The sequence below is a fragment of the Acidimicrobiales bacterium genome (assembly GCA_035316325.1).
GTDB lineage: Bacteria > Actinomycetota > Acidimicrobiia > Acidimicrobiales > VFJN01 > DASXTK01.
Window position 1 is genome coordinate 1 of record DATHJB010000051.1, and the last position, 11,543, is coordinate 11,543.

Here is an 11,543-nt window from a genome sequence, read left to right on the forward strand (position 1 = left end):
CCCCTTGATCAGGTCGAGATAACCGGCGACCTGGTCGTCGGGCGCGTAGGGATGGATGGCACCGAACTCGGGCCAGGTGATCGGCTCCATCTCGGTGGTGGCGTTGAGCTTCATCGTGCACGACCCGAGGGGGATCATCGCCCGGTCCAGCGCCACGTCGCGGTCCGCCAGCCGCCGCAGGTACCGCAGCATCTCCGTCTCGCTGTGGTGCTCGTGGAAGACCGGGTGGGTGAGGTACTCGGTGGTCCGGCGCTCGCCCTCGGGGATGCCCTGGGCCCTCGCCGGCGAGGCGGCCGGCAGGCCGAACACGCCGGCGACCTTGGCGAGCACCGACTCGTCGGTCGTCTCGTCGAGGGAGAGGCCGACGGTGTGGTCGTCGACGTGCCGCAGGTTGATGCCGGCGGCCACGGCCCGGGCGTGGACGGCCGCGGCATCGGTGACCCGGACCGTCAGCGTGTCGAACCAGGTGTCGTTGACCAGGTCCAGGCGGGCAGCCAGATCGGAGGTCAGACCGTGGGTCCGGGCGGCGATGGCCCGCAGGCCGTCGGGGCCGTGGTAGACGGCGTACATCGACGCCATCACCGCCAGCAGCACCTGGGCGGTGCAGATGTTCGACGTCGCCTTCTCGCGGCGGATGTGCTGCTCCCGGGTCTGCAGCGCCAGGCGGTAGGCGAGGCGCCCGGCGGCGTCGACCGACACGCCCACCAGCCGACCCGGCAGCGAGCGCTTGAAGGTGTCGCGGGTGGCCAGGAAGCCGGCGTGGGGGCCGCCGAAGCCGAGCGGCACGCCGAAGCGCTGCGTCGACCCGACCGCGGCATCGGCACCCAGGTCGCCCGGCGGCACCAGCAGGCAGCACGCGAGCAGGTCGGTGGCGACGGTGACCAGCGCCCCGGTGCCGTGCGCCTCCTCGACCACCGGCCGCAGGTCGCGGACCACGCCCGAGGTGCCCGGGTGCTGCAGCAGCACGCCGAAGCAGTCCTCGGCCGAGTAGGCCGCCGAGAACGGGTCGCCCACGACCACCGGGATGCCCAGCGCCTCGGCCCGGGTGGCGACCACGGCGATCGTCTGCGGGTGGCACTCGGCGTCGACGAAGAACGTGGCGCCCGAGTGCTTGGTGGACCGCCGGCACAGCGTCATGGCCTCGGCGGCGGCGGTGCCCTCGTCGAGCATCGAGGCGTTGGTGATGTCGAGCCCGGTGAGGTCGCACACCATCGTCTGGAAGTTGAGCAGCGCCTCGAGGCGGCCCTGGCTGATCTCCGGCTGGTAGGGCGTGTAGGCCGTGTACCAGGCGGGGCTCTCCATCACGTTGCGCAGGATCACGCCGGGCGTGTGGGTGCCGTAGTAGCCCTGCCCGATCAGCGAGGTGGCGACGGTGTTGCGGTCGGCCAGCTCCCGCAGCCAGGCGAGGGCCTGGGGCTCGCTCACCGCGTCGTCGAGGGCGAGCGGCTTGTCGGTGCGGATCGAGGCGGGAACGGCCTGGTCGATCAGCTCGTCGAGGCTCGACAGCCCCAGGGTGGCGAGCATCTTCTCCAGGTCGGCCGGCGTCGGTCCGATGTGGCGGGTGGTGAACGACTCGGTACGGCGGGACGGCTCGGTCACGGCGGCCAAGCTACCCGGCCGTCACATCCCCGAGAGAGTCTGCTGTCGCGGGACTGACCACCCGAAATCTCGACAGAAGTGGTGGCCATAGCGCCAGCTGTGTCGAAGTTTCGGGTGATGTGCGGCGGTCGGCGGTCAGTCGTCGCCGCTGAGCGGGCGCATCCGGGCCAGCCGCCAGTTGGCGACCGCCAGGCACACCACGGCGACGATGGCCAGGCGGACGATGGCGGCCCAGCTGTCGGGCATGCCGTCACGCAGGATGTAGTGGCCGCCCTCGTCCCACAGGCCGGCGAACGTCTGCTGGGCCTGCCACATCGGCGAGATCTGGCCGATGCCCGACAGCTCGCCGCCGACCAGCCGCTCGCCGACCAGCACCACGGCCAGCGACCACACCGTCGACCGCTTCACCAGGACCCCGAGCAGCAGGAACAGGGCGATGTAGGCGGCCGAGCCACCGGCCGCGGCGAGCGCCATCGGACCGACGGCCTCGGGCATGCCGGCGATCACGGCGCCGAGGGCGAAGGCGGGCACCACGGTGACCAGGGCGACGATCCAGCCGCCCAACCAGCGGCCCACGGCGATAGTGCCGAAGTGGACCGGCGACAGCCAGGTGAGCTGGAAGGTGCCGGCGCGGGCGTCGGCACCGAGGACGGCGTCGCCGATCACCAGGCAGGCCAGCGGAAGGATGAGGCCGAAGAGCCCCTGTCGGGAGATCTCGGCGAAGGCCTCGACCTGGTCCTCGCTGTCGACGGCCTGGGTGATCCAGGCGAACAGCAGGGCGCCGACGCAGGGGAGCAGCACGCCGAACCAGCGCTTGGCCGGCAGGCACGCCCGCAGCGTGTAGCCCACCACGGCGACGAAGGGGGAGGGGATCGCCGCCCCTTGCACCGGCGGCGTCGCGACGCTCATCGGAGCAGCTCCCGGAAGACGCTCTCGAGGGAGTCGTCGAGGGGGCGGACCTCGCGGAGGCGGGCGCCAGCCTTCCGTGCCACCACCGGGAGGGCCTCGGCCAGATCGCCGGCCCGGGGCGACGTCACGACGAGGCCGGCGCCGTCGATCGTCACGCCCTGCACGGACTCGAGGGCCAGCAGGTCGGCGGCGAGCCGGCGGGGGTCGGGGGTGCGGATCAGCACCGAGCGGGGGCGGTCGGCCAGCGAGTCGCGGATCGCCCGGTGCTCACCCGCGGCGGCCAGCCGCCCCCGGATGATCACGATCTGGCGGGTGGCCAGCCGCTCCACCTCGTGCAGCACGTGCGAGCTGACGATCACCGTGCGCCCCTCGCTGCCGAGGCGCTGGAACAGCTCGATGAGCGCCACCCGCTGCACCGGGTCGGCGCCGTTGAGGGGCTCGTCGAGCACCAGCACGCTGGGGTTGGTCACCAGCGCGGCGGCCACCTTGGCCCGCTGACGCATGCCCTTCGAGAAGCCCGCCACCTTCCGGTCGGCGACGTCGAGCAGCCCCACGCCGTGGAGGCACTGCTCGGGGGCGTTGCGGTCGGCGATGCGGTGCAGCGCGGCGGTGTAGCGCACCAGCTGGCGGGCGGTGAGGGCGTTGGGGACGGCGTCGTCCTCGGGGACGAGCGCGATGTCGTGCTGGGCGGCCCGGTCGGTGCGGGGGTCGCGGCCCAGCACCCGGATCGTGCCCTGGTTGGGCGGCAGCAGCCCGCAGATCGTGCGCATGAAGGTGGTCTTGCCGGCGCCGTTGGGCCCCAGGAGGCCGGTCACGCCCGGGCCGAACGAGCAGGACAGCTCGGTCACCGCCACCTTGTGCCCGAACCAGATCGACACGCCCGAGGCGATGACGGTGGCGTCGTTCACGAACGCCGGGTCGAGCTGGTCGGGCGGGGGAGGGGGGAGGGGTGGAGACGGCAGGGGGACCGCCGGGTTGCTCACAATTGAACCTCCCGGTAGCGCCACACGAGCACTGCCGAGCTGGCGGCCACGATGGCGACGTACACCAGGAGCGCCATGACCCCGGCGCCGGCGACGCCCGACAGCGGCTCCGACCAGTGGATGTGGCCGAGGAAGACGATGTCGCGCAGGGCCCGTGGGGGACTGAGGACGCTCAGCAGGTCGAACGCCGACTGGTCGCCGCTGCCGGTGGCCGCCACCAGCGTTCCGCTCACGGCCGCGCTGACCAGCACCACGCCCAGGAAGGCGATGGCGCCGACGATGCGGCGGTCGGTCAGCGAGGCCAGCGCCACGCTGATCACCGCGTAGTAGAAGGCGAAGATCGCCACCGACACGGCGGCCTGCCAGATCACCTCGTCGTGGTCGAGGTAGTAGTCGAGTGCCCCGTCGCGGCTCACGAACATCTGTCCGACGAACAGCACGACCTGGGGCAGGAAGGCGAACCCGAACAGCACCGTGGCGACCGCGCCCACCTTGGCGACCACGTAGTCGATCCCGGTGAGCTGCCGGGAGAAGATCAGCGGTAGCACCCGGTCGTGGCGGTCGGGGCAGATGACGTCGGGCGCCGCCACGGCCACGAACAGCAGCAGCACCGTCGACACGTCCGTGTACTCACGGAACGTGAAGAACTCGGGGATGAAGCTCTGCTCCTGCTGGCGGGAGATGTACTCGGCGCCCACGTTGATGATGGCGGGCAGGGTGGCGATGCCGAGCAGCGTCCAGGGCAGCACCTTCTGGCGCCACGAGCGGCGCAGGCCCAGCGTGCGGCGCACCGACAGCCGCCACAGGGCCCAGCGGGCCGCCGAGCGTCCGCCCCGCTGACCTTCGTAGGGCCGGTAGCCCCGGTCGTAGACGGCGCCGCCGACGGCCCGTCCGATGGTCGCACTGGTCGCACCGATGAGGCTCATCGCTAGTGCGAAGCCTCTTGGAGGAACAGGTCGTCGAGGGAGCGGTGCCGGCTCGACAGCGAGTAGAGGCGCAGGTTCAGGTCGGCGATCGTGTCGCGCACGACGTCGAAGGCGTCCTCGCCCTGCACCGACGTGTCGACGTCGAGCGTGTGGATGTCGATCGCCCGGCTGGCCAGGCCTCGCTCGTACAGCTGAGCCCCCAGCGCCGCCACGCAGTCGGGCCGGCCGCCCACCTCCACCCGCAGCACGCCGGTGCGCTCCACCAGCTGGTCGATTGGGCCGGTCAGCACCAGCCGGCCGCCGTCGATCATCACCACGTGGTCGCACACCCGCTGCACGTCGTCGAGCAGGTGGGTGGCGAAGAGCACCGAGATGCCGAAGCTCGCCAGGCGCTCCACCAGCTGCAGCATCTCCTCGCGGCCCATGGGGTCGAGGCCGGCGGTGGGCTCGTCGAGCAGCAGCAGCTCGGGGTCGGCGACGAGGGCCTGGGCGAGCTTGGTGCGCTGGCGCATGCCGGTGGAGAAGCCGCCGATGGGGCGGAACCGGGCCTCGTCGAGGCCGACCAGGTCGAGCACGTCGGAGGCCCGCTGGCGGGAGGCCCGGGCGGGGAGTCCGGCCAGCTCGCCGAACGTCGCCACCAGGTCGGACGCCGACTGGTCGGGGGGCAGGCAGTCGTGCTCGGGCATGTAGCCGAGGCGGCTGCGGATGCCGATGGGATCCTCGCTCACGAGCCGGCCGGTCACCTCGATCGCCCCGGAGGTGGGGAACATGAGACCGAGCATGAGGCGGAACAGCGTGGTCTTGCCGGCCCCGTTGGCGCCGACCAGCCCGACGGAGCCCCGGGGTACGTCGACGTTCAGCCCCGCGAGCGCGGTCGTGCCGCTCGGGTACGTCAGGGTCAGGTCAGCCGTCCTGAGCAGCGACGACGACACGGGCTCCACGAACATCGAACCGAGTCTGGCACGCCGTCACGAGGTTCCCGCGTCAGGGCGTCGCCTGTGCCATCAGCCGAGCTGCTGGCCGATGGCGGCGGAGTTGGTGAGTCGTTTGTGGTCGTTTGGTTGTTCTCGAGTCGTCTGTGATCGGTCTCCGACGACGAACGACTCGACTGTGGTTTCGGGCGACTACAGATGACTCGGCACGGGACGGTCGCCTCTGGCCGCGTTGCCAACGCGTGGACCCGGACTTCACGAACGAGGGCCATTACGTTCGACGGCGGAAGAACGGGAGCGAATGTGACCAAGGAAACCTGGGTGACCACCGTCGGCCGAGTGGACAAGCCCTGGGGCTTCGAGACCCATTTCGCCGTTGTGTCAGGCAAGTACTGCGGCAAGACGCTCCACATACGTGAGGGAGAGGCGCTGTCGTTGCAGTATCACGAGCGCAAGGAGGAAACCATCGCCGTCCAGTCCGGCAGGCTGTGGCTCGAGATCGGCATGCTCGGCGAGCCGTTGGACAGCTTCGAACTGGTTCCTGGCGAGGCTGTCCACATTCGACCGGGTATGTGCCACCGGATGACGGCGATCGTCGACACGGTAGTGCTGGAGGCGAGCACGACCGAGCTAGCGGATGTCGTCAGGCTCGAGGATCGTTACGGGAGAGAAGCGTCGTCCTAACAACCGCTCCGGCGGGTTCGCCCTCTGCGGGGGTGGGCAGCGAAAGGTGCTGGTCGATTCCCGGCACTCTGCGCCAACCCCTGAGGGGAGAGGCTCCTCACGGCAACTTGACAGAACGTGGATTCTCGGCGGTCGAAGACCAGCCGAGAATCCACTCAGCCTCCAGTGCGCCGGGTCAGGACCAGCGGACTTGGACGTTGTCGCGCCAGGCGGCCAGCAGCGACTCGTCGCCCTCGTAGGTGAGGTTCGAGGCGTCGGTGCGGTTCCAGAGCCAGAGGTAGAGCGACGGGGCCTCACCGGTGACGGTCAGGTCGGGTGCCGGGGACGACGAGCGCTCCGTCGTGATGCGCTCGGGGCCGATCTCGACGGTCCACGCCGAGCCGGTGTCGGTGGCGGCGACGGCGATCGTGCGAGGCGGGTCGAGCCGGAGGCGGGTCTTCGGTCGGGTGATGAAGCACGTGAGCAGCTCGTCGATCCCGTCGGACGCCAGGTCGGGCGCCGGCGGGGTCAGGTAGCCGGCCGCCGCCTCGGCGTCGACCCGGTGGATCGCGGTCTCGTGGGCCTGGCGCCGGGCCCACATCTGCAGCGGCGACGGCGCCCGCAGGAACGTGAAGCACTCGAGGTCGGCCGGAGCGGCCCGCAAGGCGTCGACCAGCAGCCCGTGCCCCTCCCGGAACCACGGCACCAGCTCGTCGTCGGATGGCCAGCCGCCGACGAGCGGCTCCAGGTCCTGGTCGATGACGTCGACCACGGCGTCGCACACGTACGTCGCCGCCCACCGGTGGACTCCCCCGGTGTGGCGCACCAGGTCCCGGACGACCCACTCGGGGCAGGTGGGCACCGGGGCGTCGACCCCGGCAGCCTCGGCGGCGTCGGCGAGGAGGCGCCCCTCCCCCGCCAGGGCGTCGATGTGCTCTGCGACCTCCACCGCCGGAAGATTACGGCGACGACGGCGGCGAAGGCAGCAGGAGAGCCACCAGGCCCGGCACCTCGTCGGGCTGCACCGGGCGCCGGTGGAAGAGGCCCCGCAGGAAGATCGGTCCTGTCAGGGCGTCGGCCAGCAGCATCGTGTCGAGCTCCGCCGGCAGCTCGCCGACGGCGACCCCGTCGTCGAGCACGGCCTTGACACGGGACATGCCGGCCTCCGCCAGGTCGCGCGACACGTCGGCCACCTCGGGGCACCGGGCCGACGCCTCGATCAGCGCGGGCAGGCAGTTGACCCGCCAGTCGGTCCCGATGACGTTGCGGGCGATGTCCATCAGAAGGTCGGTGACCCGCTGCGCCACCGGACCGGGGGCCGGCGGGGGCTCGGCCACCTTCATCTCGTGGAACGCATCGGTCACCAGCTCGAGCTTGCCCTTCCAGTGCCGGTAGATGGTGCTCTTGGCGACGCCGGAGCGGGCGGCGACGGCCTCGATGGTCAGGTCGCCGTAGCCGACCTCGCCCAGCAGCTCGAGCGTGGCGTGCAGCACCTGCACGCGAGAACGCTCCACCCGAGGGTCGATGTCGACCTTCGTGGTGGAGACGTCCTGCACGGTCATGGTGACCAGTGTGCCCTAGGCCTCGGCCGGCTGCAGGTCGAGCCCGCCGGCCTCGTACTCCAGCTCCAGCTCGTCGTCGGTGGCCGGGGCGAGGTTGTCGTCGTCGCCGGGACGACGGCGCAGCGCGAACAGCACCATCGCCGCGGCCCCCAGCGTCATGGCGATCGACAGCGTGTTGGTGACCCGGAAGGCGTCGACGAACGCCTCCTGGGCCTGGGCCAGCACCGGCGCACCTCCGCCGGGCAGGTCGCGGGCGACCGAGACCGCGCCGCCGATCGACTCCCGGGCGACCTCGCGGGCCTCCGGGCTCAGGTCGGCGCCCGACAGGTCGATCGACGAGCGGTAGGCCGAGCCGATGATGGTGCCGAGCACTGCGATGCCGAGGGCGGCGCCCAGCTCCCGGGTGGTGTCGTTGACGGCCGAGCCGACGCCGGCCTTGTCGAGCGGCACCGCCGCCATGATGCTGCCGGTGGCGGGGGCGAACACCGCGCCCATGCCGGCACCCTGCAGGGCGAAGGCGATGCCGAGCACGGCGTAGGGCGAGCCGACGTCGAGCTGGGCGAGGATGGCGAACGCCACCGCGACCATCACGAACCCGAAAGCCATCGTGCGGGCGAGGCCGAAGCGCTCGCTCAGCGCCGCGCTGCGGGGCGCCGTCAGGATGAGGGCGCCGGCCCAGGGCAGCGTGGCGAAGCCGGTGGCCAGCGTCGAGTAGCCGAGCACGTACTGCATGTAGAGCGTGCTCAGGAAGAACACGCCGAAGGCGCAGAAGAACCCGAGCATGATGACGCCGCTGCCCACGCTGAAGCGGCGGTCGGCGAACAGCGACATCGGCAGCATCGGGTGCTCGGCCCGGCGCTCCCACAGCACGAAGCCGACGAGCAGCACGACCGCGGCGACGAACGCGCCCAGCACCCGGGGGGAGGTCCAGCCGTACTCGGCGCTCTCGATGATCCCGTAGAGCAGGCTGACCATGCCGCCCACGGACAGGACGGCGCCGCCCAGGTCGAGCGGCGTGGACTGGCTGTCGCGCGAGCGGGGCGAGAGGGCGGCGATGGCGACGGCGGCCAGCAGCACGATCGGCAGGTTCACGAGCACCGTGGAGCCCCACCAGAACTGCTCCAGCAACGCACCCGACATGATGGGCCCGATCGCAGCACCGCCGCCGGCGAACCCGCTCCACATGGCGATCGCCTTGGTGCGCTCCTGCGGCGGGAAGATGGCGGTGAGCATCGACAGCGTGGCCGGCATGACCAGCGCCGAGCCGGCGCCCATGATCCCCCGGCCCACGATGACCTGGCCCGGAGCGTCGGCGACGCCCGCGACGGCCAGGCCGACGGCGAACACCCCCAGACCGGCGAGCAGGGCGCCCTTGCGGCCGTAGCGGTCGCCGATGGCGCCGGCCGGCAGCAACAGGCCGGCGAACACGATGGCGTAGGCGTCGATCATCCAGTGGAGTTGGGTGGATGTGGCGTTCAACGCCTGTTGCATGGAGGGCGTGGCCACGTTGAGCGACGACACCGCCATCACGACGAGGACGAGCGACAGGCACATGACGCCGAGCAGCGCCCAGCGCCGGCGGTAGATGGCAGGGTCTTCCCAGAGGGCGGACGACGTAGCGGACATAGATGTGAAACGTAGTCGTAGCGCAGCGCTACGGCAACGTAGCGTATGTCACACCTCGGACCCGTCGTATCCTCCCGAGCGTGTCCATGCGGTCCATGCGATCGACGCCGGCGAGGTTGCGGGGGCGGGCTCTCGTCCGTGATCCCGACGAGGGCCACCGCACCTCCACGCCGCTGGAGCTCCTCTACGACCTGACCGCCGTGGTCGGCGTCGCGCGGGCGGCGTCGTCGCTGCACCACGAGCTGGCCGCCGACCACATCGGCCAGGCGCTCATCGGCTACTCCACCGTGTTCTTCGCCGTGTGGTGGGCCTGGATGAACTTCACCTGGTTCGCCTCGGCCCACGACTCCGACGACGTCCCCTACCGGCTCCTCACGCTGGTGCAGATGGCCGGCGTGCTGGTGCTGGCCGCCGGGGTCACCTCCGCCAGCGAGGACGGCGAGTTCCTGGCCGTCACCGTCGGCTACGCCATCATGCGGCTGGGCCTGGTCCCCGGCTGGCTGCGGGTCGCCCGGGACGAGCCGACGATGCGACTGCGGGCCCAGCGCTACGCCCTCGGCATCACCGTGCTGCAGGTGCTGTGGTTCCTGCGGCTCGCCCTGCCGGAGGACCTGCAGGTGCCGGGGTTCCTGGTGCTGGCCGGCTGCGAGCTGCTGGTACCCCTGTGGGCGGAGCGGGCCACCGGCCGTCCGGTGTTCCACTCCGGCCACATCGAGGAGCGCTACGGGCTGTTCACGATCATCGTGCTGGGCGAGTCGATCCTCTCGGCGACGATGGGCATCCAGGCGGCGCTCGACGAGACCGGGCTCACCAGCCAGCTGCTGACGATCGGTATCTCGGGCCTGGTGCTGGCGTTCGCGGCGTGGTGGATCTACTTCGACCACCCGGGCCACCTCTCCCCCACGCCCGACATGGCGTTCCGCTGGGGCTACGCCCACGTGGGGATCTTCGCCTCGCTGGCGGCCATGGGCGCGGGCCTCCACCTGGCCAGCGAGGCGTCGTCGGGCCACGCCGACGAGCGCGTGGCGGCCCTCGCAGTGGCGCTGCCGACCGCCGGCTACCTGCTCGGCCTCGCCCTGGTGATGACCAGCGCCGGCATCGCCGTGACCGACGAGCGGGTGTTCCCCAAGCTCGGCGGCGCCGCGGTGCTGGTGGCGATCGGGGCCACCGCTCCCCTGTCACCCGCCGTCGTGGCGTGCGCCGTGGTGATGGTCGTCCTCACAACGACGATGGTCCTGTCCGGTCCCCCACCGGCTCGGCCCTCAGGCCGTGGCGAGGAGGGGGGACTGGGCGAGGGTGTCGGGCGGTGACCGGCGGGCGGCACCGGGCGAGATGCCGACCGTGCGCTTGAACGCCCGGCTGAACGCCGCTTCCGACTCGTAGCCCAGACGGGCGGCCAGGTCGGCGACGGGGACGTCGTCGTGCTGCAGCCAGTCGAGCGCCACCTGCATCCGCCAGCGGGTGACGTACTGCATCACCGGCTCACCCATCAGGTCGGTGAACCGGGCCGCGAACGCCGACCGCGACATGGCGGTCTCCCGCGCCAGCGACGCCACCGCCCAGGGCTTGGCCGGGTCGCGGTGCACGAGCGACATGGCCCGCCCGATGCGGGGATCCTGCAGTGCACCCAGCCAGCCGGTCTGCCCCACCGGGTCACCGGCGATCCACGAGCGGATGGCCTGGATGACCAGGATGTCCGACAGCCGCGTGATCACGGCCTCGCCGCCCGGCCGCAGCCCCCGCCCCTCGGCGGCGATGAGCCGGAGCGTGCTGTGCATCCAGTCGGCCTCGGGTGAGGGCGACCCCGGCGCCCCCTCGACGACGATCGTGCGGGGCAGCAGCGCCACCAGGTTGCGGGCCGCCGGGTGTCCGAAGCGGACGGTGCCGCACACGATGCTCGTCGGCGCCCCACCGCCGCCGTGACGCAGGATCGCGTAGCGGTCGCTGGCGTAGTCGTAGTCCAGCCCGTCGACCCGGGGAGCCGGAGCCCCGGGCTCGCTGCGCAGCACGTGGCCCTGGCCGTGGGGCACCAGGGCGAAGTCGCCGGGCTGCAGCTGCCGGGGCTCGACGCCGTCGACCTCGAGCCAGCAGCGCCCGGTGTTCACGACGTGGAACCACATCGAGTCGGGCTCGGGCGGCAGGTCCAGCCCCCAGGGAGCGGTCAGCTCGGACCGGCAGTAGAAGGTGCCCGACATGCGCAGCACGTGGAGTGCCTCACCGAGCGGATCGGGTGTGGTCCAGGGATCGTCGCCTCGCATGAGCCCCAGTGTGTCGCCCTCGACGCCGTTCGTCCACCACCGCTGGACGAACGGGCATGAATGAGCGACGTGTGAGCATTGTTCC

At 71.6% G+C, this 11,543-nt stretch carries 11 protein-coding genes; 2 read left to right on the forward strand and 9 right to left on the reverse strand.

Annotated elements, in window-relative coordinates; genetic code table 11:
- From VK611_07140 to VK611_07160, 5 genes are all read right to left on the reverse strand, one after another.
- Positions 1-1,599, reverse strand: a 1,599-nt coding sequence (locus VK611_07140) for a glycine dehydrogenase (aminomethyl-transferring) (GenBank protein ID HMG41088.1), incomplete at its 3' end; no start/stop codon positions are given.
- Between the two features lie 135 nt (positions 1,600-1,734).
- A complete protein-coding gene (locus VK611_07145) occupies positions 1,735-2,508 on the reverse strand; it encodes a hypothetical protein (GenBank protein HMG41089.1) in 774 nt (257 codons plus the stop codon).
- Positions 2,505-3,491, reverse strand: coding sequence for an ABC transporter ATP-binding protein (locus VK611_07150; GenBank protein HMG41090.1), 987 nt, complete (start codon positions 3,489-3,491; stop codon positions 2,505-2,507). Before VK611_07150 ends, VK611_07145 begins: the two co-directional genes overlap by 4 nt.
- The gene (locus VK611_07155; protein ID HMG41091.1) at positions 3,488-4,417 is read right to left on the reverse strand and encodes a hypothetical protein; all 930 of its coding nucleotides are present in this window, start codon (positions 4,415-4,417) and stop codon (positions 3,488-3,490) included. The genes VK611_07150 and VK611_07155 overlap by 4 nt, the downstream gene beginning before the upstream one ends.
- Before the next feature lie 2 nt (positions 4,418-4,419).
- Positions 4,420-5,364, reverse strand: a complete 945-nt coding sequence (locus VK611_07160; protein ID HMG41092.1) for an ABC transporter ATP-binding protein — start codon at positions 5,362-5,364, stop codon at positions 4,420-4,422.
- Between the two features lie 288 nt (positions 5,365-5,652).
- Between VK611_07160 and VK611_07165 the strand changes: the two genes are divergently transcribed.
- The gene (locus VK611_07165) at positions 5,653-6,033 is read left to right on the forward strand and encodes a hypothetical protein (protein HMG41093.1); all 381 of its coding nucleotides are present in this window, start codon (positions 5,653-5,655) and stop codon (positions 6,031-6,033) included.
- Positions 6,034-6,208: 175 nt separating this feature from the next.
- On the opposite strand, the gene VK611_07170 is transcribed toward VK611_07165, so the two are convergent.
- The 3 genes from VK611_07170 to VK611_07180 are packed head-to-tail and all read right to left on the reverse strand — an operon-like array spanning position 6,209 to position 9,200.
- Positions 6,209-6,961 (reverse strand): maleylpyruvate isomerase family mycothiol-dependent enzyme, encoded by a 753-nt coding sequence (locus VK611_07170; GenBank protein ID HMG41094.1) that lies wholly within the window; start codon positions 6,959-6,961, stop codon positions 6,209-6,211.
- A gap of 10 nt (positions 6,962-6,971) precedes the next feature.
- The gene (locus VK611_07175; GenBank protein HMG41095.1) at positions 6,972-7,574 is read right to left on the reverse strand and encodes a TetR/AcrR family transcriptional regulator; all 603 of its coding nucleotides are present in this window, start codon (positions 7,572-7,574) and stop codon (positions 6,972-6,974) included.
- A 15-nt stretch (positions 7,575-7,589) separates the two neighbouring features.
- Positions 7,590-9,200: an MFS transporter gene (locus VK611_07180; GenBank protein ID HMG41096.1), complete on the reverse strand. Its 1,611-nt coding sequence runs from the start codon at positions 9,198-9,200 to the stop codon at positions 7,590-7,592.
- 86 nt (positions 9,201-9,286) lie between these two features.
- Between VK611_07180 and VK611_07185 the strand changes: the two genes are divergently transcribed.
- Positions 9,287-10,510: a low temperature requirement protein A gene (locus VK611_07185; GenBank protein ID HMG41097.1), complete on the forward strand. Its 1,224-nt coding sequence runs from the start codon at positions 9,287-9,289 to the stop codon at positions 10,508-10,510.
- Here VK611_07185 and VK611_07190 read toward each other — a convergent pair.
- Complete coding sequence (locus tag VK611_07190) at positions 10,463-11,458, reverse strand: AraC family transcriptional regulator (protein ID HMG41098.1); 996 nt, start codon at positions 11,456-11,458, stop codon at positions 10,463-10,465. The two genes, VK611_07185 and VK611_07190, sit on opposite strands and share 48 nt — an antisense overlap.
- Positions 11,459-11,543 lie beyond the last annotated feature (85 nt).